The sequence below is a fragment of the Chryseobacterium sp. 22532 genome (genome assembly GCF_052044665.1).
Taxonomy (GTDB): domain Bacteria; phylum Bacteroidota; class Bacteroidia; order Flavobacteriales; family Weeksellaceae; genus Chryseobacterium; species Chryseobacterium lathyri.
In genome coordinates, this window is record NZ_JBQENJ010000001.1 from 203,005 (window position 1) to 227,783 (window position 24,779).

Below are 24,779 nucleotides of genomic sequence, written 5' to 3' on the forward strand. Positions count from 1 at the left end.
GAAAATTATCTTTTCACGCCCCATAAGTTTATTTTTCCTCTATGCTTGAAGCCTAGCTTTTCATAAAGCATTTTGGCTCCGGTATTGCTTTCTGCAACATGCAGGAAAGGTGTTTTTCCATCTTCAAAGATCTTTCCGGAAACAAAAGTGACCAGCTGTTTGGCCAAACCTTTTCCCAGATGATCCGTATCTGTAATCACAGCGCTTACCTCCGTCATATCATTCATCTGCATCCTTTCGCCCGTTACAGCAACCAATTGATCATCTTTAAAAATTCCAAAATAGCGCCCTAATTCAGGAGTTCTTGCTTTAAAGTAATAAGGATAGAATTTCATTACAAATGCCAGAAGCTCGCCATAATGATCTTCTTTCAGTTCAATAATTTCCTCGGTCAGATCACTCTGAATGGGATTTTCCAGAACATACTGATCACAGACAAGTTGCGACAGATCCGTTTTTAAGTTTCCCAGATCAGGGCGGGTCCCGAAAATAAGAAAATCATCACAGATCTTTGCATATTCTGTAATGTCTTCTGCTGTTGAAATCTCTGCTGCGCCACCAAAAGAGGCTACTTCAGGGTTGTAAAATTTCGTGTCCCCAAAATTAAAGCAGAACTTTTCGTGATATTCATTAAGTGAATGATAAACAGGATTGTCTAGCTTTCCGTACATCAGTTGAAATTCATTACTTCTTCAAGGGTTTTCATGTATTCATAAGCCGTAAGGTCGAACTTTACAGGAACAATTGAAATATATCCGTTGGCCAATGCCGTTTCATCAGCATCTTCAGAATCATCCATATTGTTGAAATAACCCGTTAGCCAGTAATATTTCTTTCCGTGTGGATTCACTCTTTCGTCAAAGCTTTCTTCCCATTTGGCGTTGGCCTGTTTGCAGACCTTTATGCCTTTTATTTCTCCTGCAGTTAATTTCGGGATGTTGACATTCAATACAATTCCTCTTGGCATTGGGTTTTCAAGAGTTCTTCTTACAATATTCTGAATATATTCTTTAGCCTGGGTAAAATCAGCTTCCCAGCTGAAATCTAGAAGCGAGAATCCAATAGCGGGAATTCCTTCCACTCCTGCTTCTACAGCGGCGGACATCGTTCCGGAATAGATCACATTGATCGAAGAATTAGCCCCGTGATTGATGCCAGAAACAACAATATCCGGTCTTCTTGTAAGAATTTTATCAAGAGCCATTTTTACACAGTCTACAGGAGTTCCACTACAAGAATAATCTGTTTGTGGCCCTTCAAGTGTTACTTCTTCGTAGCTTAAGGTAGAATTAATTGTAATAGCGTGGCCTTTTCCACTTTGGGGAGAGTTAGGGGCAACAACAATAACTTCTCCAATTTCGTTCATGAATTGTATAAGGTTTCTGATACCAGGCGCTGTGATTCCGTCATCATTAGTTACCAGAATAAGTGGTCTTTCCATAAAAAAATTAAATTTTAACAAAAATACTCAAAACTATCCGATAATTATAAATAAGGTATTAAATTTGATAGTTTGTAACAGCGAATTAATTGCTGCTACTAATTGTAGTACATATTTTAAAAAAATTAATAAATAAAGACAGTTTATGTGGAAAAATTTCAAACTGAATAAATTTTTACTCCTAATTCCATTGACAAGTCTAATGTTTTGTTTCAACTCGCCAAAGAATGACGATGAAAAGATGCAGACGATTATGGTGAGCGTAAAGAATACCCTTTCTTATTTACATTACAGCCCGAAACCCATCAATGATGCCTATTCCAAGGACGTTTATAAACACTATTTCGAACTGGTAGACCCTGCTAAAAGATATTTTCTGCAGTCTGATATGGACGAATTCAGCAAGCATGAAGCAAAGCTGGACGATTATATCAGCCAGGGCGACCTGATCTTCTACAAACTTACCATCGATAGACTTTATCAGAGAGTGGATGAAATAGATAAGATTACTCAGGATATCTTCAGCAAGCCGATTAATCTTCAGGAAGATGAATCATTGACTCTTGAACCTAAGCTTAAGAAAGTACCTGTCAACAAACAGGAACAGTATAACGAGTGGAGAAAGTATATCAAATACAATATCCTTCAGGAGATTGAGTCTATGAACAGTAAAGAAGAAGCTCAGAAAGAGAAGAAAGACTCTGTTCAGAAGTACAAGCTGAAAGATACCATCAAATATCAGCCGCTTAATCAGGATCAGAAAATCAAAAAAGCGACCGATGAAGTGAAAGATCTTGTAAAAGATACCTTCACCAGATTCAAAAAGAGAAAGAAAATGGATTGGTTTACCGTGTATATGAATGCATATACTGAAGTATTCGATCCACATACCAATTACTATTCTCCAAAAGATAAAGAAGATTTTGATACCCAGTTCACCGGAAAAGTGATCGGTATCGGAGCTCTTATCCAGGAGAAAAAAGGGAATCTTTTCCTTGGTGCTTTAACGATTGGTGCACCGGCCTGGAAGTCCAAGCAGCTTTCAGAAGGTGACAAGATCCTGAAAGTAAAATCTAAACCGAAAGAAGATGCGGTAAATGTAGTGGGAATGCTTTCTGATGAAGCCGTAAGACTCATCAGAGGCGAAAAAGGAACGCCGGTAACACTGACGGTTCAGAAAAAAGACGGAACGATTAAGGACGTAACGATGATCCGTGAAGAAGTAGCTATTGAAGATACATTCGCAAGAAGTATCGTAGTGAATTCTCCAAACGGAAAGAAATATGGATTCATTAACCTTCCAAGCTTTAATGCTGATTTTGAGGATGCTAAAGGAAGAAATGCTTCTGACGACATCAAAAATGAGATCCTCAAGCTTAAACAGCAGAACATTGAAGGAATCGTTCTTGATCTTAGAAACAACGGCGGCGGATCATTAACTGAAGTAGGAGATATCATGGGACTTTTCATGGATGCAGGACCATACGTACAGGTGAAAGACGGAAACGGAAAAATCCAGACCTTAAAGAACAAAAACGAAACTCCAATCTGGACGGGTCCGTTAGTGATCATGCAGAACGAACTTTCGGCTTCGGCCTCCGAGATTTTGGCCGGTGTAATGCAGGACTACGGAAGAGCAATGATCATTGGTTCTCCACAGTCTTTTGGAAAAGGAACAGTACAGACTTTTGTAGACCTGAACAGATTCCTGAATACAGAAGATGATTTCGGGTCTTTGAAACTGACTATCCAGAAATTCTACAGAATCACAGGAGAATCTACCCAGAGAAAAGGAATTGTTTCCGATATCCAGATGAAAGACTTCTTTACTTATGCTGAGGTAGGAGAGCGATATGATGATTATGCTTTGGCCTGGGATAAAATTCCAGGGACTAATTTCCAGAAACTGAATTATTTCAATATTCAGGCTCTTGAAAAAGCAAGCGCAGACAGAATGGCTAAAAACAGCAACTACCAGTTGTTGCTTGAATCTGCCCAATGGAGAGAGAAGCTGGATAAAGAAGAAAACATCACGCTTAATATCAACAAATTCAATGAACTGATGAAGCAAAGAAAAGCTCAGATCGAGAAATTCAAAGCTTTGAGCAAGTTCGAGAATGGTCTGAAGTTCATGATGTATCCAAGTGAAGTGGAAAGAGAGAAAAAAGACGAAGCATTCAAGAAAAAATCTGAAATGTGGATCAAAAATCTGAAAAAAGACCCATACTTACAGGAAGCAATGAATATCGTTTCCGATATGGGAGCTAAATCATAAAACAAAAAAACCGCTGATGAAGATCAGCGGTTTTTTTATGGCAATAAAAGATTATTTAATTTCTACGCATCCCACTCTTCCTCCTGCATTTCCGGTAGGCTGAGTATGGAAATCGTCTGCAGCAGCATGTACAATAAGCCCTTTTCCGATGATATTTTTAGACTCATCCGTACAACCCAGACACCATTTGTTTGTTTTGAAAGTAAGGACAGCTTTTCCGCTTGCATCAGCAGTAAGGTTTCCTATATCTCCCATGTGGAAATGCTCGGCACCCCATTTTCCATGGTCGTCTTTAGCAGGATTCCAGTGTCCGCCTGTAGAAGTTCCATCGGCTGCAGAACAGTCGCCTTTTTCGTGAATGTGTACTGCATGAATACCTGGAGTAAGATTTGTAACCTCAAGTTTCATGGTCACTTCTTCTCCTTTCTGGGTGAACTTTGCCGTTCCACCCGTCTGTGTTCCGCTCTTAGCGTTAACGGCATACGTTTTTGTAGTGCAGCATGAAGCCGCTAAAAATGCACACCCCGCCAGTAATGCTAATGTTTGTCCTTTCATTTTTAAATGATTTAAAGTGATTTTAACGATAAATTTATAAAACATTTTCCGAAAGACTTTATGATTTCAGTCCTTTTTTCAAAAACAGCAATATATGACAAGTGAAATTCGGTTCATCTTAATACCTTTACCTGTCAGTATTGGTTAAATGGAAGAACATAAAAAAAGAATCATTAAAGCAATAAAATACATAGACAGCAACCTTGATGCTGATCTTTCTCTGGAAAAAATTGCAGAAATAGCTACGTATTCCTCCTTCCATTTCCACAGGATATTTAAGCTTACTACAGGTGAAACCCTCCAGAACTATATTATCAGGAAGAAAATAGAAAAAAGTGCCCTTTATCTGGCTGTAAAGAAAGAAATACAACTTAAAGATATCTACCTTGATCTCGGATTCTCCAATCATTCTATTTTCAGCAAGACCTTTAAAAAATACTACGGAATAGCTCCGTCCTCTTTTAGAAATTCTGCACCCGAAACTTTTCACAAGATTTTACAGATACAAAGCAAGAACGGACAAGTTGATACGGTTTTCAGCCAATACATTTGCACTATAGAAAACCTGTTAAACTGGACAAAAATGAATTTAAAAATCGAAGTAAAACAATTGCCGGAAATGGATCTAGCTGCAGTAATGAGTTTAGGAATTGCCAATGTGGAACCTTCTTATAATACACTCATAGAGTGGGCAAAAAAGAAACAGTTATTTCCCCGGGAGAATGTCAAAATGATCTCCGTTTACCATGACAGTTTCAAAGTAACACCGCCGGATAAAGTAAGAATCCATGCGGGTATGCTTTTGGATGAAAAGCTGGAGAAACAGGAAGGGCTGGTATTTTCAGAAACCATAGATGCCGGAAAGTTTATTGTAGGAAGTGGAGAAGTTAGCCTTCAGGACTTTGAACAATGCTGGGTATCCCTGTTTTTATGGATGAATGAGCATCATTATACCATGAGAAAAGCTTTTCCTTTTGAGATCTATCATTCCAATTTCAAAGAACATCCGGAGGGCAAAATGGCCGTGGATTTCTGTATTCCGGTCCATTAATTTCCCATTCAGAAGCCAAAGTATGCCTTTCAGTAAAATTTATTTTAAAGAAAGGCATATTCCGTATTATTTTTGATCCGAAAATTAACCCCATGAAAACACAAGAAAACAAACTTTTACTGCTGATTGCTTTTCTATCCTTTATCGCAGGATATTCACAGGTCAGGATCTCAGGAAAAGTTACTTTCAAAAGTAAAGGCATTAGCGAAATCAATGTCACATTAAAAGACACCTATGATGGTGCCACTACAGATGCTCAAGGGAATTTTTCCTTTGAAACTTCGGAAAAAGGAAATCATATCCTGACGTTTACCCATCCGAAGTATCAGGAAGTAGAAAAAGCTGTTGTCATTGATAACCAGGATATTTCAGTCAATGCAGAGCTTAAAGAGCAGATCAGTGAGATTGATGCTGTAGTGGTTTCAGCAGGTTCTATTGAAGCCAGCGATAAAAAGAGGGCCACGGCCTTGTTGACATCTATTGATATTTATACTACGGCAGGAGCAGACGGACAGATTTCTTCGGCTTTAAATTACCTCCCGGGTGTTCAGAAGGTCGGGGAAACAGAGGGACTTTTCATCAGGGGAGGCACAGGAACAGAATCCAAGATCTTTATGGATGGAAGTCTGATCAATAATTATTTCTCCAGCTCAGTTCCGGGAATTGCAGGAAGGGATCGTTTCAATACCTCTCTTTTTAAAGGAAATGTTTTTTCTAGCGGCGGGTATTCTGCATTATATGGTCAGGCACTTTCAGGTGCTCTGATGCTTGAAAGTGTGGATCTTCCGGATCAAAGCTCTTATGATTTTGGGGTATCACCCATCTTTCTGAGTGCAGGATTTCAGAAACTGGGAGAAGATAAAAACCATTCTTTCGGGGCAACTTTAGGTTATTCGCTTTTAAGTGTTATGCAGAAAGTTTTTAATTTTAATACAGATTTCATTGATGCTCCACAGGGCTTAAACGGTGATTTTAATTTTAGAATCAAAACAAAATCAGGCGGATTCCTGAAATATTACGGAATGTATGACTCCAATAAAATGGGCGTGAGAACTGAAAGCCTGGAACCGGAATACGATTTTGCACTGGTAAGACTTAAAGGGAAAAATACCTACCATAACCTGTCTTTTAAACAGAAATTCGGGAAATATCTTCTGAATGCCGGGACCTCTTATTCCTACAACAGATCCGATCTTCATTTTTCCACGGAAACCAATAATTCAGAATCAGGAAGGTCTGAGCTTTTAACAGACGGAAACTACATCAACTTTAAAGCGGTTCTTGAAAGAAAGATCAATAAAATCAGTGCACTAAGAGCCGGTTTTGAATTGAATAATACAAGTGAGAACCTGAATTTTGGGGAAGTACAGAAAAATTATAAAGATCTTATATCCGCTGTTTTTGCAGAAACAGATCTGGGATTCAGCAATGCACTGTCTGCAAAAATAGGAGTGAGGGCTGAAAACTCTTCTTATTTAGGGAAAAGCAATGTTGCACCACGCTTCGCATTGGCTTACCGCCTGGCAAAAGACTGGACGACCTCCTTTGCCTATGGATTATTCTACCAGAATCCCGAGAGTAAATATATCAACTGGCCTGCAGATCTTGATTTTCAGAAATCCCAGCATTATATTTTCCAGGTTCAGAGAGCATCAGACGGCAAAAGCCTTCGTTTTGAGGCCTTTTACAAGAAATATGATCAGCTGATTAAAACATTCAATATCACACCGGACAAAGAACAGAACCAGCAGGTACAGACTGCTTTGAATAATGACGGCTATGGCTATGCAAAAGGTCTTGAGCTGTTCTGGAGAGATAAAAAAACCTTTGAAAATATCGATTACTGGATCAGCTACTCCTTCCTGGATTCAAAAAGAGACTTTATCAACTATCCTGTGAGCCTGAAACCGAATTTTGCTTCTGCACACACCCTTTCTGCTGTAGCTAAAAGATTTATCCCGGAATGGAAGCTGGGTGTCAATCTATCCTATACCTATTCCAAAGGCCGTCCTTATTATGATATTGCAGCGAAAGATGAAAACGGAAACATGATCAATTATATCAGAAACGAAGGAAAGCTGAAAGATTATAATGCGCTGAACATCAGCTTTAATTATCTTCCGAATCTCGGAAAAAAAGATGCTAAAGCTTTTACCGTTTTTGTATTGAGTGTTTCCAATGTTTTAGGATCTAAAAATGTTTATGGGTACAATTTCTCAGTGGATGGTTCCAGGAGCTCATCAGTAGTCCCGCCGGTCAATACCTTTGTGTTTGTGGGAGCTTTCATCAGTTTTGGAGTGGACAGAACGCAGGATGCGATTAATAATAATTTATAAAATAACAGCAACGGATATTATAATGATTACAAAATACATAACTTCGAAAATACAATTAACTAACTTTTAAAAAATTGATATAATGAAAAAATACCTATTAAGTTTTGCTTTAGCTTTTATGAGCTTAACCGCTTTTGCACAGGCAGATTATGAAAAAATAATGGCTGAAAAGATCGCGAAAACAGAAACATGTAAAACACCCGAGGAGTTCCAGACTCTGGCTAATGATTTCCAGAGAATCGGGAGCAAGGAGAGCTCAAAATGGCTTCCACCGTACTATGCAGCATTCTCCCAGATTCAAAAGGGAAGGCTGATGATGAGAAACGGAAATATGCAGGAGCTGGATGAAACAGCAGCTCAGGCTGATAATTATCTGGCAAGTGCTCAGAATCTTGCCGGAGCAGACAATGCAGAGATCCATTTGCTGAGAAAAATGGCAGCTTCTCTAAGAATGATGGTCAACCCGGCTCAGCGTTATATGACAGACGGCGCCAAGGCTACTGAAGAAATGGGGATTGCAGAGAAGCTTGATCCTTCCAACCCAAGGATAGCTCTAATCAAAGCAGAGGATGTCTATTTTACACCTGAACAGTATGGCGGAAGCAAAACCAAAGGACTGGAGCTGTTTAAAGAAGCCATTGCGAAATTTAATGCTTACAAACCCAAAACAGCCTTAGATCCGAATTGGGGCAGGGCAGAAGCCGAATATTTCATCAATATGCCGGCAAAATAACAAAAAAAGAAAGCCTTCCTGATACGGAAGGTTTTTTTATTCCATTCGGAAAGGAAAATCTGCCTTTCAGTAAAAAATAATTTTTGATACCTTTATTAAAGACTAATTTTGAGCCAAGAAAACGGATCATGAAACGTAAAGGATTTATAATCTTACTTTGGGTATCGTTGGGAACAGCGCTATTTTTCTTCTTATTTTTTACAAAAGAGAAGAGTTTTCACAATTTTTTGATTACGCTGTTGATCTCTACCATGTACTCCTTTGTTTTGGGATGTGGAAACGCTTTTATTAATGACTTTCTCAATAAAAAGTTTCCATGGTCTGAAACAACCGGAATAAGAACAGCCTTAAGTGTAGTTTCTATCATTGCCGGTAATTTTATTCTGGTTTATTTCTGCAATTATATCAATTATGTTGAGATCCAGAAAGTGGCAACAACAGAAACCTTTTTTTCAAAAGAATATTCCACTACAAATTGGTTTATGATCAATATTGCGCTTCTTATTTCTGCCTTTCTGCATGCAAAAAGCTTCATGGAGGAGCTTAAGAAAACATCCAAAAAAGAGGTCGTGGAACAGAAGCTCATCGCAAAATCTGCCAATGCGCAGTTTGAAAGCCTGAAAAACCAGCTGGACCCACATTTTCTTTTTAATTCTTTAAATGTTCTGAGTTCCCTGATCGATGAAAATCCGGCTCAGGCACAAAAGTTTACGGCCTCAATGTCAAAGATTTACCGCTATGTGCTGGAACAGAAAGACAAAGAACTGGTAACGGTAGAAGACGAGATCGAATTTGCAAAAACCTACTGCGATCTTTTAAAAACAAGATTTGAAAACAGCGTAGATTTTATTTTTGATGTTAAAAAAGAAGATTACAGAAGATATGTTGTTCCGCTTTCACTTCAGCTTTTGCTGGAAAACTGCATCAAACACAATTTTGCGACCTCTTCAAAACCTTTGGTCATTAAAATATTTTCGGATAATGATACCTTATGCATAGAAAATAATCTCCAAGCAAGAGAGCAGATGAAAGAAAGTGCCGGAATCGGGTTAGCGAATATCGTTCAGCGGTATGCACTGCTTACCAAAAGGAACGTTTTCATTGAAAAGTCAGAAGATTATTTTAAAGTAAAAGTTCCGATACTGTCCAATAAACCAAATACAATCAGTGTAAAAGCGGAAGATGAGAACGGATCTTATGAGAAGGCCAGAAAACGGGTAAAAGAACTCAAAAGCTTTTATGCCAATTTAATTTCCTATTGTACTGTGATTCCGTTCTTAGTGATTATCAACCTTATGACTTCACCGAAAAACCTTTGGTTTTATTTTCCCATGCTGGGGTGGGGAATTGGTATCGTTTCTCACGCATTTCGGGTGTTTGGAGTCGGAGAATCCTGGAAAGAAAAGAAAATCCGGGAGATTATGGATAAGCAAAAAAATAGAAATAATGGAAACGTACGATGAAAATGATATCCGGTATCAGCAGGCTAAAAGGCAGGTTGAAAGATTAAGGGGATTTTATGGACATTTATTCTCGTATATCGCAGTAAATGCTATGATCGTAGTGTATAATATTAAGCATTTAGAACACGGAGAGAGTTATTTCCAGTTCAAAAACTTCTTTACGGCGACTTTTTGGGGAATTGGACTGGTGGCTCATGCTATTATCACCTTTTTACCCAATATAAGCTTCGTTAAAAATTGGGAGGAAAAGAAAATCCGGAAGCTGATGGAGAAAAAGAAGAACTGAAAGAGTTCTGTAAATGAAGTTTTAAACTTATTTTTTAATCTTAATTTAAAAATATGCATTTACTCCAAGTTTTGTTCACAATCTCAATGGTTGCCTGGTTTCTTACAGAGATCCTCTATAAAAATATGCTGAAATCCGGCAAAGAAGACAAGAAAGACAAAGATAAGTCCACCCTGAATATTTTATGGATGGCTATTCCGTTTTCCATTGCAGCTTCAGTAGCAGTATCTTATATGACAAAATTCCCAATGACGGGAGGTGCCTGGATCTTATATGCGGGTGAAGCTTGTATTCTGATCGGAATTGTTTTTAGGTTTATAATCATCAGATCTTTAGGGAAATATTTTACGGTAGATGTTACAATAAAACAAGACCATAAGATAAAGAAAGAGGGTTTTTACAAATACTTGAGGTATCCGTCGTATGCATTCTCTTTGTTAACTTCTTTAGGGTTAGGTATTTATCTTAACAATTGGGTTTCTTTACTCCTGGCTTTTCTGCCACCATTTATTGCTTTTGCTTACCGTATAAAAATTGAAGAAGAAGCTCTTGTAGAACAGTTCGGAGAAGAATATTTGGAATACCGGAAGGAGACCAAAAAGCTCATTCCTTTTATTTACTGATTTCCCTTTTTATTTTAAACATAATCATCTGCAATATCTGTGGAATGTGTGGAAGAAAAGAAGAAAGGTTTACATCCAAAGAAACAAAATTTACAGTCCAACCAATCTTTTTACGATTCAGAAAGCAAATCCTACGACTCAGTCATATAAAATTGATTGGAGCTCTGTTTCTGAGCTACCTTTGATTCAACAAAAAACAAATTACTTTTAAAATAAAAATTATGGAAACATTAGGATACACAAAAGAAACACTGGCTTACAAAAAAGCAGAAAAAAGAGTAAAAGAACTGAAAGGATTCTACGGAAATCTTACCTCATACTGTCTGGTTATTCCTTTCCTTATTGCGTTGAATTTGCTTACATCTCCGGATCATTTATGGTTCTATTGGCCAATGCTGGGATGGGGAATCGGAATTACAGCTCATGCTGTGAATGTTTTTGGAATAGGGAAAGAATGGGAAGAAAAAAAGATCAGAGAATTGATGGAGCAGGACGCGAAAAACATAAAAACATTATAATTTAACCACATATTTTTAACGATCATGAATTACGATAACGCATACGAAAGAGTTACTCAATTGAAAAAGTTTTATAAAAGCCTTCTTTGGTTTGGAATAGTAGCTGGAATTATATTTTTTAATGACGTTTTTGAAAATGGAAAATTCGATTTTTCTTTATTCGACGGATCTGTTATTCTGTTGATCTGGGGAATTATCTTAACAGTAAAAGCTGTAAAGCTCTTCCTTTTAGACGATGAATGGGAAAGAGATATCATGGAAAAAGAGCTGAAGAAAAACAAAAAGAGCATACACTTTTAAGCTGTGCATTTTTTTCTCTAATTTTATTCCCGATTTAAACTAAAAACTATAGCTCAATGATTAAGACTGTCATTATTGAAGACGAAAAACCGGCTTCGCGGAAACTGGAAAGAATGCTGGGTAATTTTCCTGAAATAGAGATCGTTGGCAAAATAGAATCGGTAGAAGAGGGAGTTGCCTGGTTTTCTGAAAATGAACATCCGCAGCTTATTTTTTCAGATATTGTTCTTGGTGACGGCTTGTCTTTCGATATTTTTGAAAAAATGCCTACAAAAGCATTTATCATTTATACGACGGCTTTTGATCAGTATACTTTGAAGGCATTTAAACTGAACAGCATTGACTATCTTTTAAAGCCTATTCTGGAAGAAGATCTTTCAGGAGCTGTAGAGAAGTTTAAATCATTTATTCCGGCCAGCAATACAACCGGTTCTGAGGATATCAAACAGTTGATCAGGAAAGAGAAATCTACCCTTTCAAGGATATTGGTGAAAATAGGATATAATCTGAAAATAGTTCAGACTCAGGAAATAAGCTGCTTTTTCAGTGAAAATAAAATCGTTTACCTTCAGACTGAAGAACGTGCTTATCCTTCAGATTTCACATTGGATGAGCTGGAAGATATTCTGGATGAAAAGAAATTTTTCCGTGTTAATAGACAGTTTATCATCAACTCAGACTATATAAAAAATATTCATACATCCCCGTATTACAAAGTTGACATGGAGTTTCAGCCACAGGAAGAAATCACGGTCAGCCGGGACAGGGTGAAGGATTTTAAGGAATGGCTGGTGAGGTAGACTGATTAGAAGTTAGATTTCAGACACTAGATTTCAGATTGAGAGTAAGGTTAAGGCTAGGACTGGGTATTTTAACTTTAAACCCAACCCCAATCCCTTAAACTTTGAACTGAAAACCTGAACTCTCCTTACACTAAAACCCTCAAACTCTCAAACGCACTGCAACTACCTGTAATCTATCCTGTTAGATTCAGTATCTTCAAGCTGTTTTATAATAGATTCGGGGATCTCATCACTGTCAATTGGAAAGCTGATGGAATCGGAAATGAAAGTCTTTCTGTCTGCTTTCTGAAATATCTCAAACAGGGCTATAGGCTCTTGATTAAAACTGATACATGTACTTATAAAATGAACCTCATGGAGCTTATATTCTGGATTTTTGAGCTTTTCCTTGATATCTTTTATCCTTGATATAAAGTGTCGCTGGCGGATGAATGTATTGCTGTTCATGATGATGAATACATAATCGGAGTAGGCCGTTACTTTTCCGAAATACTTATGGTGATCTCCGCCGCTTCTTTCGATGAAATATTCGCCCGTGGTTTCAGACTTGTAGATCTCCATCGCAGAACGCCAAATCCGCTCTTCCCGGGCCTGAAGAGGATTTTCAGGAAGGTTTCTGTTGTAAGAATACCAGCAGCCAACCAGGCGATCTAAAAGAGCCGTATTCTGATTTACATTATTCATATCGATCCTGAGATCATTGAAATTGAATGCCTCCGTGTTGGAATTAATGAAATCAATATAATTGGAATAGCCTAAAACGGTAACAATTTGACTTAATTTACTAAGGTTTGGCCTGCTCAGAACTGCATTGTTGTTTTGCTGGTATTTCTTTAATTTGTTGATAATCAAATGTTCATAGAGGTAGTTGGAGCCTAGGAGATCAGGTTCTTTTTTGATTTCTTTTTCAGAATGATCACTGATGATGAGGTCATTAAGTTCCGAACTGATGTACGACCATTCGGTTTTCGTCACATCTTCCCAATGATTCTTCTTTAAAAAATGAAGGCTTAAAAAATTCATTAATTTTTCAAGATGCAGAATATCTTCTTTTTTCATCAGTTCACTCTTTAAAATAATACCGTTTTAAATAAGTTTCAAATTATAAGACTAATATAAGATTTTTATACGTCAGAATAAGTTTTTTGAAAGACTTTTATATTCTAAAATCAAATGATATTTGAGTAGAAAAACAAAAGTTAACACAATGGAAACAACAATCTTATTAAAAGACGAAACCCTTTGGAACAGGATCCAGAGTTTTTCATTAGATGCTTCGGATGCTGATTTCCCATTTTCGAAAAAACTGGCCAAAGAAGAACGATGGACCTTAGACTTTACCCAAAAAGCCATTCAGGAGTATAAAAAATTTGTTTATCTCTGCTGTATCCTTCCCAATGGAGCTTCTCCAAGCGAAACGGTAGATAAGGTATGGCATATGCACCTGATTTATACCCAGAATTATTGGGAAGATTTCTGCCCGAATATTTTAAAGAAAAAACTTCATCATCATCCTTCTAAAGGAGGAATTTCTGAGAAAAAAAAACACCAGAACTGGCATCATGACACTTTGCATCATTATAAGGAAATCTTTCAGCAGGAAGCACCGGAAGATATCTGGACAGGTCAGATAAAGAAAAATGATCAGAAGACGTTCTGGAAAAAGGGACTTAAACTCCTTACGTTGGGCTGCCTCTTATTTCCGGTGTATTCCTGCTCCGGAGGTATTTTTGCAGGGGTGATCGTCACTATTTCATGGATCATTGGCTTCTTCGTTTTCATGGGGTTTATTTCATGGATTTTCGGAGGAAATATCAATAAAGAGCAGGATAAAAATGTCAGCAGCAATTCCGATGGAAGTTCAGGCTGCAGCGGCGGCTCCAGTTGTGGAGGCGGTGGCGGTTGTGGCGGCGGATGCGGAGGAGGTTGTGGCGGATGCGGCGGATAAAAAATAATAGCTATGAAAAGAATACTGTTCTACTCAGTCCCGGTAATGATAAGCATGATCTGGGTTATTCTTACACAGCAGACCTGTAATCCGATCTCAATAAAAGGTCCTGAATTTCTGAAGTTTTATTTAATGCTTGTGCTGGGTTTTTATGCTTCAGTAATGATTCTGAAATCTTTTAAAGAAAACAGCTCAAAGACAACACTTTACTTTATGATTCTAATTCTTTTGCTGGGCATTGTAAAACTGATAAAAGGATTAATCATAGGAAAACCGGTCGGATATCTTGTTATGATATTGATTGTCGAAGGAATTATCTTGCTGTGTCAGCCAGGTTTATCATCCAATAACAAACATAAGCAGATTTAAAAACAATATCATGACCAGAAAATTCACGGAAGTTGAGAAAAACATATTATACAAAAATATTCCTTTGCAGAAGCAGGGGCATGCCGTAGGATGGGAACCGATTTTGTTTATTATCCTGACCGTACTCCTTTTTGTATTGGGAATCAAAATAATCCTGTTTGATTATAATCCGTTTTTGGATGATGAAAAAGAGACTTTGGGCTCTTTTCTCTATTTTATGGCGACGTTTATTCCTATTGGTGGAGTATCCTTCGTAAGCGTTGCCGTTTTATTTATGCTCGTAAAAAACATGATTTTATATCCGAGGTATGGAAAATATGCAGAAGAAAAATCATTTGATGTGGCAGACGTTGAAATTATTCAGGGGAAAGGATCCGAAGATTTTATCATCCGGATTTTCAATACCGCAGGCGGGAAAACAGAAATAAAAATCGACCTGAAAATAGACGTGGAATCCTCTTTAAAAGATAATTTTCTCAAAACAATTGAAAAATACAGAGCTAAAGATTCTGAAAACATCAATATTCCGTTTATGAAAGTCCTTCGTATTCTTGAAACGAAACCTTTTTCAGGAATGATACATCTAAGATTAAGTGATTTTTCTACCGATACGAAACTGGATTCCAGCCAGCTGATCTATTCTTATGATGTTTTTTTCAGGACAAAATATAATGTAATCTCCAGTTTAAAAACAAGAGAACTCCTTTTTATGAATTTCTACGGAGATAATTTTGAAAAAGAAATCAATTTTACGATGAATGATGTGGAACGTAAAATAACTTACTATTTTGTTGAAGATTATTTGCTTTAGATCGAGGTGTATTTGGCTGATCAAGCTTGGGAAAGACAAAAAATAACCCCAAAACAAAATGCTTCGGGGTTTTATTGATATCAATTAAGATGATTTAATTTTTCTGTTTCTCCTTTCCCGCTGCGTTGTTATATCTGCGGACTATAACCGAAGTTACTATAGCAAAAATAAGCGTTAACGCAATACTGGTAGTTTCCTGATGTACAATAGCCTGATAAAGATTAAAACCAAAAACAGCACCTACAACAGCGATTAAAATTTGATTCACAAAAGCATACTGGATTTTTGAAGTCGTTTTCATAATGATATTTTTTATTGTTATTTACTGAGTAAGTCTAACAACTCAAAATTCGTTACAGAAAATTTTCAAAAAACTTTTCGTTATGCAATCACACCGCTTCCAATCAGCTCCTCACCAATATACCAGGCTGCAAACTGTCCCTCTGCAATCGCTGACTGAGGTTCTTCAAATTCGATATAAGCTGCATTTTCAAACTGATACAAAATGGCTTTCTGTAGCGATTGCCTGTATCTGAATCTTGCCATTACTTCCATAGATTCTCCATTTCCAAGCTTCATATCCTCACGAACCCAATGCATCTCCGAATTGTCAATTTTTAATGCTTTTTTGTGCAGTCCCGGAGAACTGTGGCCTTCGCCCACAAAAATAATATTGTTTTCCATGTCTCTGGAAAGGATAAAACAGCTTTCTTTATGTCCGCCGATACCAAGCCCTTTGCTTTGTCCAATCGTGAAAAATTGAGCACCTTGATGCTTTCCGATCACTTTTCCGTCGGATTTTTTATAATCGATTTTTCTGGACAAAAATTCCAGTTCTTCTTCTTTTGAAGAAAATTCAGGTTTTTCCACTGAAAATAAAGGTGAATCTTTGAAAATTTCTACAATTTCTCCTTCTTTGGGAACCAGCTGCTGCTGTAAAAACTGGGGAAGGCTTACCTTTCCGATAAAGCATAATCCCTGAGAGTCCTTTTTGTCGGCAGTTACAAGCCCGATTTCTTTGGCAATTTCCCTTACTTCCGGCTTTGTGAGCTCTCCGATAGGGAACAACGCTTTTGATAGCTGATCCTGGCTTAGCTGGCACAGGAAATAAGACTGGTCTTTATTATTATCTTTTCCGGCTAAAAGATGGAAGATTTCCTTTCCATTTTCATCAAAAGTGGAATTCACCTGAGCATAATGTCCTGTTGCCACCTTATCGGCACCCAAAGACATAGCCGTCTTCATAAAAACATCAAATTTTACTTCTCTGTTGCACAGAACATCCGGATTCGGAGTTCTTCCTTTCTGGTATTCATCGAACATATAATCTACGATTCGCTCTTTGTAAAGCTCGCTCATATCGATGACCTGGAAAGGAATTCCTAATTTCTGAGCGACCATCAGGGCGTCATTACTGTCTTCAATCCACGGACATTCATCCTCCAGCGTTACCGAAGCATCATTCCAGTTTCTCATAAACAAAGCCACAACTTCATGACCTTGCTGCTGCAGCAAATATGCTGTAACACTGGAGTCTACACCTCCAGATAATCCTACGACTACTTTCATTTTATTTCAATTTTACGGAACTCTTAACGGGAGTCCTTAGTTTGACCCGGCAAAAATACAATTAAAAAAATTCGCAAAAAAACCATAATTTTAAACATTGATAAAAACGATATTAATATGAAAAAAATTATTATTCCCATAATGCTGATGATTTCAGGATCGGTATTTTCCCAGATTACCACCAGCGCACCTGTCGCAGAAACCAACCGCTGGACTTTCGGTGGAGGAATAGGGCTAGGTTTTGGAAGCAACAGCTCATTTTATCTTCAGGCTTCTCCCAGAGTGGGATACAGGCTTACCGATGATCTTGAGGCTGGAGTGGTAGGAAGTGTTTCATGGCAAACCTCCGATTATTACAAATCTACGATGTTTGGGGTAGGTCCTTTTGCCAATTATTATTTTGCCAGGTCCTTTTATGTAGGAGCCAATCTTCAGCAGTACTTCATCAACTATAAAGATAAGTTTTATGATTATAAAGTGAACGAACAGGAAACTGCCCTGTATCTGGGTGGTGGTTATATGCAGAGAATAGGCGGGAATTCTTTTATGCAGCTCGGGGTAATGTATAATGTACTGTGGAAAGAGAATTCGAGTGTTTTCTCTAGCGGTCTTGTCCCAAGTATTGGGTTTGTAGTAGGGCTCTAATCTTTGTTTTTATAAGAATTGTTTTTCATAACATTTTCTAACCACAGATTTCACGGATTTTCACAGATCATGCCTAATGGCTATCAAAATGTATGCTCTTTAAGTACTTTATTTGTTGATATTATTAAAGTAATACTTTCGAAAATATCTGTGAAAATCCGTGAAATCTGTGGTTAAAAAAAGAGAGCATCACCAAAATTATTAATAGAAAAGGACTTTAGCCTGCTTAATTTTTACACATATATGAAAAGGCTTTAGCCAAAAGATATAAAAACGAAAAGCACCGGAAAAATCCGGTGCTTTTCAATATAACTACATTACTTCTATTAAGATTAAGAAGACTTTTCAGTTGTCTTTTTTGCTTTAGGAGCTTTCCCGATTAATGCATCTTTTGTATCATTAAGATCCAGGATCACCGTTTCACCTTCAGATAATTGCTTGTTTACCAGCATTTCTGCCAATAAATCTTCAATATATTTCTGGATGGCACGTTTCAATGGTCTTGCTCCAAAGTCTTTATCCCATCCTTTTTCAGAGATAAAGTCTTTCGCTTCTTCAGTTAACTCAACTTTATAGCCTAATTTTTCAAGTCTGCCATATAATTTATTAAGCTCGATATCGATAATTCGTTTAATATCATCCTGTACAAGAGAGTTGAAGATCACAATATCATCAATTCTATTTAAGAATTCCGGAGCAAATGCTTTCTTAAGCGCATTTTCAATCGTACTTCTTGCTCTTGAATCTGTACTTGTTTTTTTAGCTGAAGTTCCGAATCCTACACCATCTCCGAAATCTTTAAGATCTCTTGTTCCGATATTTGAAGTAAGGATAATGATTGTATTTCTAAAATCGATTTTTCTTCCCAAACTATCTGTAACATGACCTTCGTCCAGAATCTGCAACAGGATATTGAATACATCCGGGTGAGCTTTTTCAATCTCATCCAGAAGAACCACAGCATAAGGTTTTCTTCTTACTGCTTCCGTTAATTGTCCGCCTTCTTCATATCCAACGTATCCCGGAGGCGCACCAACCAATCTTGAAACTGCAAATTTTTCCATGTACTCACTCATGTCAATTCGGATCAGAGATTCATCAGACTCGAAAAGCTCTCTTGCCATTACTTTGGCAAGCTCGGTTTTACCAACCCCGGTGGTACCAAGGAAAATAAAAGTACCGATAGGACGGTTCGGATCTTTAAGCCCGGCTCTGTTTCTTTGAATTGCTTTCACAACTTTCTTCACAGCGTCTTCCTGACCAATCACTTTTCCGTTCAGTTTCTCATCCATCTGAGCTAATTTATCAAGCTCATTTTTGCCGACTTTCGTTACCGGAACACCACTCATCATAGAAACCACTTCGGCTACATTTTCTTCCGTTACGGTTTCTTTTTTCTCTTTTACATCCTTATCCCACTTCTCCTGAGCCGCATTCAGTTCCATCTGAAGACGTTCCTCTTCATCTTTAAGCTTTCTGGCCTCAAGATAATCCTGAGCCTTAACTGCTTTCTGCTTCATTTCTTTAATATCCTCGATTTTCTTTTCAAAATCAATGATTTCGGTCGGAACTTTCATGTTTTTAATATAAACACGTGAACCTGCTTCATCCATGGCATCAATAGCCTTGTCCGGTAAGAAACGGTCTGTAATATATCGTGATGTCAAATTGACACACGCCAAAATAGCCTCCGGAGTATATACTACATTATGGTGCTCTTCATATTTATCTTTAATCTGATTCAGGATCTGAATGGTTTCGTCAATGGAAGTAGGCTCTACCATTACCTTCTGGAATCTTCTTTCCAAGGCCCCGTCTTTCTCAATATACTGACGGTACTCATCCAAAGTTGTAGCCCCGATGCATTGAATTTCACCTCTTGCCAAAGCTGGTTTAAACATATTCGATGCATCTAAACTTCCTGTAGAGCTTCCTGCACCAACAATAGTGTGAAGCTCATCAATAAATAGGATGACATCTCTGTTTTTTTCTAATTCGGTCATGATCGCCTTCATTCTTTCTTCAAACTGGCCACGGTATTTTGTTCCAGCCACTAAACTTGCCAGATCCAAAGTGATGACACGTTTTCCGTAAAGAACCCTGGAAACCTTTTTCTGTTGAATTCTTAAAGCTAACCCTTCCGCAATCGCAGATTTACCAACACCCGGCTCCCCGATAAGAAGCGGATTGTTTTTCTTTCTACGCGATAAGATCTGAGAAACACGCTCAATTTCTTTTTCACGACCGATTACCGGGTCTAATTTTCCATCTCTAGCCAAAGAAGTTAAGTCTCTACCAAAGTTATCCAATGTAGGGGTTTTACTTTTTGCAGAGCCTAAATTTCCCGAAGGCTTTCTCATTTGCTCAAATTCCTCTCGGTCATCATCATCGTCATAAGCACTCATTTGTGGTGCCTGTCCGGAATTTTTAAGCATAGTCTGGTATTCTCTTGAAACTCCTTCATAATCGATGTCGTAAGCTCCCAGGATATTCGAAGTAGGGTCCTCATATTTGTAAAGAATGCCTAAAAGCAGATGAACGGTATTAATTTCATTGCTTTTATATTGTCTGCATTCCAGCTCAGCACGTTTGATCGCATGATCTGCCATCTTAGTGAAAGAAATATTAGTAACCTCCTCAGAAATAGGATTAAGACTTGCTGTATTTAGAGTTTCAATTTTTCTTCTGATTTGTGTTAAATCCGCATTAAGGTTTTGAAGGATTTCTTTTGCAGAGTTTTCTGTTTTTATAATACCTAAAAGTAGATGTTCTGTATTAAGAAATTCACTTTTGAGCCTTTTCGCTTCGCTCTTGCTTTGTTTGAACACTTGGCTCAAACCTTGTGAAAACTTATAATCCATAATATATCTCATTAGAATAATGGCAGCGGTGCCATTTATTCATTATCTAAATTACAAATATTTTACCAAAAATCAATTAATGACTTTATGGCAGAAAAAATTTTATTATCTTATTGAAAATGATTAAGTTTGTTATCCTTTAAAAATTCCCCATGAATCCTGAAATTACTACATATATTGGTTATTCTGCATCCATTTTTATAGTATTGAGTTTTATATTAAAAGATGTAAGAAAAATCAGAATAGTCAACATGATAGGCTGTATCTGCTTTGTCATTTATGGTATCTTCAATGGAATGCTCTGGCCGGTTATTATCCCCAATGGACTGATCTGCTTTATTCAGGTTTATCATTTACTGGCCGGAAACAAAAAGTAATGAAAAAAAAGATAATTATCTCTGCTTTCAGTAGTCTGTATACAGATCAGCGAATAGAAAAAGTATGCAGGACTTTACATGAGAACGGTTACCAGATGGAACTGATTGGGAATGACTGGAATGGGGCAGAACAAATGGAGCGGCCTTATCCGTTTTCAAGGATACATTTATCTTCCACAAGTTTAAAAACGGCTTATTTCGAATTTAACTGGAAACTGTATCATCAGCTAAAGAAAAAATCAGATCATAATACAATTCTTTATGCCAACGACGTTGACGCACTGCTGTCAAATTATCTTATTGCTAAAAAATTAAATATCCCATTGGTTTTTGATAGCCATGAAATTTTTTCAGAAATGCCTGCAATTCAGGGCAAAATGTCACAAAAAATCTGGAGATATCTGGAAAAGAAAGTCATTCCCAAGCTTAAATTTATGATTACGGCCAGCGGAAGCTATGCAAAATGGTTCCAAAAAAAGTATGGTGCCGACCCTGTGGTCATTCAAAATGCACCCAGACGGCAGGATTTTACAATGGAAATTCCTGAAAATAATCCTAAAATATTTTTATACCAGGGATCCATTAATCCTTTTCGGGGTATCGATAAAGCGATTCTGGCGATGCATCATCTTAACGGTGTTGTTTTTAAAATAGCAGGGGACGGCCCGAGAAAAAAAGAATACCAAGCTCTGGTTAGTAGAGAAAAGCTTGATCATAAAGTTCAGTTTTTAGGAAAATTAAAACCGGAAGATCTGAGAAAAATAACAGTAACAGCTGATGTAGGCATGAGTATCGAAGAAAATGGGGGTGAAAGCTACTTTTACTCTCTTCCGAATAAAGTTTTAGACTGTATTCAATCCCGTGTTCCATTGGTATTATCTAACCTTCCCGAAATGCAGAATATCAAAAATCAGTTTGATGTGGGAGAAATTATTAAAGACCACCAGCCTGAAAATATTGCTGCTGCAGTACAGAAAATCCTTGATAACGGAAGGGAAAGCTATCAGGATGAACTTGAAAAGGCTTCTAAGGTATTCTGCTGGGAAAATGAAGAAATAAAACTGTTGAAAGTTTTTGAAAAAGCGTCAGAATAAATAATCTTTATAAAAAATGGTATCTTTGCATTAAAAATTTGTTAAATAAAATGACCATTAAAGAAAAACAGCAGGAAATCATTGAAGAGTTTGCGTTTCTTGATGACTGGGAGCAAAAGTACGAGTATATTATTGATCTCGGAAAAGAATTAAAAGGACTTCCCGAAGACCGCAAAACGGATGATAATCTAATCAAAGGATGCCAGAGTAAGGTATGGATTGATGCTGAATTTAAAGATGGTAAGCTTTTTTTCGATGCAGACTCCGACGGAATTCTTCCGAAAGGAATTGTTTCTCTTTTGGTAAGCATTTATAGCGGGCATACCACTCAGGAAATTTTAGATTCTGATTTTGAATTCATTTCAGAGATCGGGCTTCAGGAATTTCTCTCGCCGTCCAGAGCAAATGGACTAATGGCGATGACCAAGCAGATCAAATTTTACGCAGTTGCTTATCAGCTAAAATCGTAGCAGTGACCAGAATTCTAGCATATCGTTTTTCTGCTTTTGGCGATGTCGCGATGACGGCGCCGGTATTCCGGGAGTTTCTGGAACAGAATCCTGACGTAGAAATTATCATGGTTTCCAGAAAAAATTTTGAAAGCTTATTTACTGATATTCCGAATGTTACATTTAAAGGAATTAACCTTGATGACTATAAAGGCATCTTTGGATTAAGAAGGCTGGCCAATGAGCTCATTAAAGAATTCAATCCTGACTTTATAGGCAATCTTCATGATGTGATAAGAACCAAAATTCTTGATAGGATCTACAGAAGAAAAGGATTTAAAGTTTTTAAAATAAACAAAGGAAAAGAAGAAAAAGAAGAGCTTACAGATGTATGGAATTTAAATAAAGTTCAGCTAAAAAAGACCGTCGAGCGTTATGCAGATGTTTTCCGCGCGATGGGATTTAAAGTAGAGCTTTCCCATAAGCTTAGACCGGCATCGGTACAAAAGTCAGGAATTGGTTTGGCTCCTTTTGCACAGCACAGGGGAAAAATGCTTCCTTTGGAAAAATCATACGAACTGGCAAAAATCCTTTCAAAAAAGCAGACCATATATTTCTTTGGCGGTGGCAAAAAAGAAACGGAAACCCTTGAAAAATGGGAAAGTGAAATTCCGAATACCAAAAGTCTTTCAGGGAAACTAAGTCTTTCAGAAGAGCTTAAGAAAATTTCTGAACTGGAGCTGATGATTTCCATGGATTCCGCCAATATGCATCTTGCCAGCCTTATGGGAACGAGATGTATTTCCGTTTGGGGTGCGACACACCCGTATGCGGGATTTTTAGGCTTCGGACAGAGCGAAAATGATGTGGTCCAGGTAAAAGATCTTACCTGCAGACCCTGTTCTGTGTTTGGAGATAAAGAATGTTACCGTGGCGACTGGGCCTGTCTTGAAGAGCTTAACATCCAGAAAATAGTAGAGGCAGTCAATTCTTAAAAATTATTTTACTCATTTCTGCGGCCTTAACATCATCAGAATAGTTCTTTTCCAGAACCTTACTTCTGATTTCATTTTCGTTATAATCTTCAGCTGCTGTTTCAATAATCCGTTGGCGGATTTCATCCGAAGTAGCACCCAAACGGCATAAGCTCATCAGGGCAGGATCATCTGTAATATTCTGATTGATAATAACGAATCTACTGTTGTATAATGCATTAAACAATTTCACCTTCGTACCGGAATTCTGATAGGAGAGAAGAACGTTAGCATGGGCGTTTTCAAAAAGGTGACGAAGATTCTCACTTGTTTCGATTGGGACAATGCTTATATTTCCAATGGTATTGATTTTCTTTCTCACATCATCACTGGCGCGGTCGGATGCTACTACAAGCCTGTGCTGAGGAAGGGCTTTAAACATCCTGATGGTTTCTTCCAATGCCTTTTTGTTGTCAGATATACTCAAGTCACCATGAAAAAGAAAATAATCACCCTTTCCGTTCAATTGCTTTACAGATTCGTTGCCATGAAAAATATGAATAAGACGGGCGTTTTTTGAATATGAATTTACTTCATTAAATTCTTTCCCGGAAAGGCAGAATACACTTTCAAATTCCTTTAAAAGCTTTTTCTGATAATCAACAAATTTTAAAGATTCTATTCTGTAAATGATCTTTTTAAAAATATTTTTTTCTGAAGAGGAGAGTCCTTTGTAATACTCAGATTCATTATTGTGGAACCTCAGGTAGAATTTGTAACCTTTACTTTTTAATCTATGGATAATTTGAGTGGTTTGCAGCCCTTCAAACAATACTGGAGCCTCTATCCTCATAAGATTTTCAAAAAGAGCATCAGAAGTTCTTATTGCCGCCGCAAAGGGTGCCGCCGAAAGATAATGGAAGGGATTTTTCTTCTTTTTGTAAAAGAAAACATTTTCTGTAATGCTTTCTATCTCTTGATCAATAATTTCCGGAATATCATCAACAAAACAGTGGAGGTGTATCTTTATGCCTAATCCGGCCAATGCTTTAATCTTATAATAAACATCAATAATACCGCCGTAGGAGGGAGGATATGGATAATTGAATGATATAAGATGGAGTTCCTTCAAAAAAGTGAATTTATGGCTGTAAGATCACAAAGGTAAGAATATCCCGAATGTTTTTAAACAAAAAAATCTCCCAATACATTGAGAGATTTTGTGGGCCCTGAGGGATTCGAACCCCCGACCCTCTGGGTGTAAACCAGATGCTCTGAACCAACTGAGCTAAGAGCCC

General features: G+C 37.5%; 26 protein-coding genes and 1 tRNA gene. 18 read left to right on the forward strand and 9 right to left on the reverse strand.

Annotation, left to right across the window (positions count from 1 at the left end):
* Positions 1-5: 5 nt before the first annotated feature.
* Positions 6-671 carry a GNAT family N-acetyltransferase gene (locus ACTJIV_RS01005; RefSeq protein ID WP_440625064.1) on the reverse strand — a complete coding sequence of 222 codons (666 nt, stop codon included), beginning with the start codon at positions 669-671 and terminating at the stop codon, positions 6-8.
* Positions 671-1,441, reverse strand: a complete 771-nt coding sequence (gene surE, locus ACTJIV_RS01010) for a 5'/3'-nucleotidase SurE (protein ID WP_111953983.1) — start codon at positions 1,439-1,441, stop codon at positions 671-673. The genes ACTJIV_RS01005 and surE overlap by 1 nt, the downstream gene beginning before the upstream one ends.
* A gap of 145 nt (positions 1,442-1,586) precedes the next feature.
* On the opposite strand from surE, the gene ACTJIV_RS01015 reads away from it, so the two are divergent.
* Positions 1,587-3,716, forward strand: coding sequence for a carboxy terminal-processing peptidase (locus tag ACTJIV_RS01015; protein ID WP_223557897.1), 2,130 nt, complete (start codon positions 1,587-1,589; stop codon positions 3,714-3,716).
* A 51-nt stretch (positions 3,717-3,767) separates the two neighbouring features.
* Here ACTJIV_RS01015 and ACTJIV_RS01020 read toward each other — a convergent pair whose 3' ends face one another.
* Positions 3,768-4,271 (reverse strand): superoxide dismutase family protein, encoded by a 504-nt coding sequence (locus ACTJIV_RS01020; protein ID WP_111954394.1) that lies wholly within the window; start codon positions 4,269-4,271, stop codon positions 3,768-3,770.
* A 148-nt stretch (positions 4,272-4,419) separates the two neighbouring features.
* On the opposite strand from ACTJIV_RS01020, the gene ACTJIV_RS01025 reads away from it, so the two are divergent.
* The 9 genes from ACTJIV_RS01025 to ACTJIV_RS01065 all read left to right on the forward strand — a co-directional run bounded on the left by ACTJIV_RS01025 (position 4,420) and on the right by ACTJIV_RS01065 (position 12,381).
* Positions 4,420-5,322 carry an AraC family transcriptional regulator gene (locus ACTJIV_RS01025; RefSeq protein WP_440625069.1) on the forward strand — a complete coding sequence of 301 codons (903 nt, stop codon included), beginning with the start codon at positions 4,420-4,422 and terminating at the stop codon, positions 5,320-5,322.
* 92 nt (positions 5,323-5,414) lie between these two features.
* Positions 5,415-7,658 (forward strand): TonB-dependent receptor, encoded by a 2,244-nt coding sequence (locus tag ACTJIV_RS01030; RefSeq protein ID WP_440625071.1) that lies wholly within the window; start codon positions 5,415-5,417, stop codon positions 7,656-7,658.
* Positions 7,659-7,740: 82 nt separating this feature from the next.
* On the forward strand, positions 7,741-8,391 hold the full coding sequence (locus tag ACTJIV_RS01035) for a hypothetical protein (RefSeq protein WP_223557901.1): 651 nt from the start codon (positions 7,741-7,743) through the stop codon (positions 8,389-8,391).
* A gap of 128 nt (positions 8,392-8,519) precedes the next feature.
* Positions 8,520-9,854: a 2TM domain-containing protein gene (locus tag ACTJIV_RS01040; protein ID WP_440625073.1), complete on the forward strand. Its 1,335-nt coding sequence runs from the start codon at positions 8,520-8,522 to the stop codon at positions 9,852-9,854.
* A complete protein-coding gene (locus tag ACTJIV_RS01045; protein ID WP_111953995.1) occupies positions 9,838-10,140 on the forward strand; it encodes a 2TM domain-containing protein in 303 nt (100 codons plus the stop codon). The genes ACTJIV_RS01040 and ACTJIV_RS01045 overlap by 17 nt, the downstream gene beginning before the upstream one ends.
* Before the next feature lie 53 nt (positions 10,141-10,193).
* Positions 10,194-10,763, forward strand: coding sequence for a methyltransferase family protein (locus ACTJIV_RS01050; protein WP_440625075.1), 570 nt, complete (start codon positions 10,194-10,196; stop codon positions 10,761-10,763).
* Positions 10,764-10,984: 221 nt separating this feature from the next.
* Positions 10,985-11,281, forward strand: coding sequence for a 2TM domain-containing protein (locus ACTJIV_RS01055; protein ID WP_440625077.1), 297 nt, complete (start codon positions 10,985-10,987; stop codon positions 11,279-11,281).
* Between the two features lie 24 nt (positions 11,282-11,305).
* Positions 11,306-11,581, forward strand: a complete 276-nt coding sequence (locus tag ACTJIV_RS01060; RefSeq protein ID WP_223557904.1) for a 2TM domain-containing protein — start codon at positions 11,306-11,308, stop codon at positions 11,579-11,581.
* A 56-nt stretch (positions 11,582-11,637) separates the two neighbouring features.
* Complete coding sequence (locus ACTJIV_RS01065; RefSeq protein WP_111954003.1) at positions 11,638-12,381, forward strand: LytR/AlgR family response regulator transcription factor; 744 nt, start codon at positions 11,638-11,640, stop codon at positions 12,379-12,381.
* Between the two features lie 165 nt (positions 12,382-12,546).
* Here ACTJIV_RS01065 and ACTJIV_RS01070 read toward each other — a convergent pair whose 3' ends face one another.
* Positions 12,547-13,443, reverse strand: coding sequence for a hypothetical protein (locus ACTJIV_RS01070; RefSeq protein ID WP_440625080.1), 897 nt, complete (start codon positions 13,441-13,443; stop codon positions 12,547-12,549).
* 148 nt (positions 13,444-13,591) lie between these two features.
* Between ACTJIV_RS01070 and ACTJIV_RS01075 the strand changes: the two genes are divergently transcribed.
* The 3 genes from ACTJIV_RS01075 to ACTJIV_RS01085 are packed head-to-tail and all read left to right on the forward strand — an operon-like array spanning position 13,592 to position 15,512.
* On the forward strand, positions 13,592-14,332 hold the full coding sequence (locus ACTJIV_RS01075) for a glycine-rich domain-containing protein (RefSeq protein ID WP_440625081.1): 741 nt from the start codon (positions 13,592-13,594) through the stop codon (positions 14,330-14,332).
* Positions 14,333-14,344: 12 nt separating this feature from the next.
* Positions 14,345-14,701 (forward strand): hypothetical protein, encoded by a 357-nt coding sequence (locus ACTJIV_RS01080; protein ID WP_440625083.1) that lies wholly within the window; start codon positions 14,345-14,347, stop codon positions 14,699-14,701.
* A gap of 10 nt (positions 14,702-14,711) precedes the next feature.
* Positions 14,712-15,512: a hypothetical protein gene (locus ACTJIV_RS01085; RefSeq protein ID WP_440625085.1), complete on the forward strand. Its 801-nt coding sequence runs from the start codon at positions 14,712-14,714 to the stop codon at positions 15,510-15,512.
* Between the two features lie 94 nt (positions 15,513-15,606).
* Here the strand turns inward: ACTJIV_RS01085 and ACTJIV_RS01090 are convergent, their stop codons facing one another.
* Both ACTJIV_RS01090 and mnmA read right to left on the reverse strand, forming a co-directional pair.
* Positions 15,607-15,813 carry a hypothetical protein gene (locus tag ACTJIV_RS01090; RefSeq protein ID WP_440625087.1) on the reverse strand — a complete coding sequence of 69 codons (207 nt, stop codon included), beginning with the start codon at positions 15,811-15,813 and terminating at the stop codon, positions 15,607-15,609.
* An 80-nt stretch (positions 15,814-15,893) separates the two neighbouring features.
* A complete protein-coding gene (mnmA, locus tag ACTJIV_RS01095) occupies positions 15,894-17,081 on the reverse strand; it encodes a tRNA 2-thiouridine(34) synthase MnmA (RefSeq protein WP_440625089.1) in 1,188 nt (395 codons plus the stop codon).
* Positions 17,082-17,198: 117 nt separating this feature from the next.
* Between mnmA and ACTJIV_RS01100 the strand changes: the two genes are divergently transcribed.
* The gene (locus tag ACTJIV_RS01100) at positions 17,199-17,726 is read left to right on the forward strand and encodes a hypothetical protein (RefSeq protein ID WP_111954017.1); all 528 of its coding nucleotides are present in this window, start codon (positions 17,199-17,201) and stop codon (positions 17,724-17,726) included.
* 332 nt (positions 17,727-18,058) lie between these two features.
* Here ACTJIV_RS01100 and ACTJIV_RS01105 read toward each other — a convergent pair whose 3' ends face one another.
* Positions 18,059-20,587 carry an ATP-dependent Clp protease ATP-binding subunit gene (locus ACTJIV_RS01105; protein WP_111954396.1) on the reverse strand — a complete coding sequence of 843 codons (2,529 nt, stop codon included), beginning with the start codon at positions 20,585-20,587 and terminating at the stop codon, positions 18,059-18,061.
* Positions 20,588-20,739: 152 nt separating this feature from the next.
* Here ACTJIV_RS01105 and ACTJIV_RS01110 point away from each other — a divergent pair, with 152 nt between their 5' ends.
* The 4 genes from ACTJIV_RS01110 to ACTJIV_RS01125 are packed head-to-tail and all read left to right on the forward strand — an operon-like array spanning position 20,740 to position 23,502.
* Complete coding sequence (locus ACTJIV_RS01110) at positions 20,740-20,964, forward strand: uroporphyrinogen decarboxylase (RefSeq protein WP_111954019.1); 225 nt, start codon at positions 20,740-20,742, stop codon at positions 20,962-20,964.
* A complete protein-coding gene (locus tag ACTJIV_RS01115) occupies positions 20,964-22,058 on the forward strand; it encodes a glycosyltransferase (protein WP_440625092.1) in 1,095 nt (364 codons plus the stop codon). Before ACTJIV_RS01110 ends, ACTJIV_RS01115 begins: the two co-directional genes overlap by 1 nt.
* A 50-nt stretch (positions 22,059-22,108) precedes the next feature.
* Positions 22,109-22,528 (forward strand): SufE family protein, encoded by a 420-nt coding sequence (locus ACTJIV_RS01120; protein WP_111954023.1) that lies wholly within the window; start codon positions 22,109-22,111, stop codon positions 22,526-22,528.
* A gap of 2 nt (positions 22,529-22,530) precedes the next feature.
* Positions 22,531-23,502: a glycosyltransferase family 9 protein gene (locus tag ACTJIV_RS01125; protein ID WP_440625094.1), complete on the forward strand. Its 972-nt coding sequence runs from the start codon at positions 22,531-22,533 to the stop codon at positions 23,500-23,502.
* Here ACTJIV_RS01125 and ACTJIV_RS01130 read toward each other — a convergent pair.
* Together ACTJIV_RS01130 and ACTJIV_RS01135 are read right to left on the reverse strand one after the other, a co-directional pair.
* Positions 23,492-24,613, reverse strand: coding sequence for a hypothetical protein (locus tag ACTJIV_RS01130; RefSeq protein ID WP_440625095.1), 1,122 nt, complete (start codon positions 24,611-24,613; stop codon positions 23,492-23,494). The two genes, ACTJIV_RS01125 and ACTJIV_RS01130, sit on opposite strands and share 11 nt — an antisense overlap.
* Before the next feature lie 91 nt (positions 24,614-24,704).
* Positions 24,705-24,779: transfer RNA gene (locus ACTJIV_RS01135), tRNA-Val, on the reverse strand.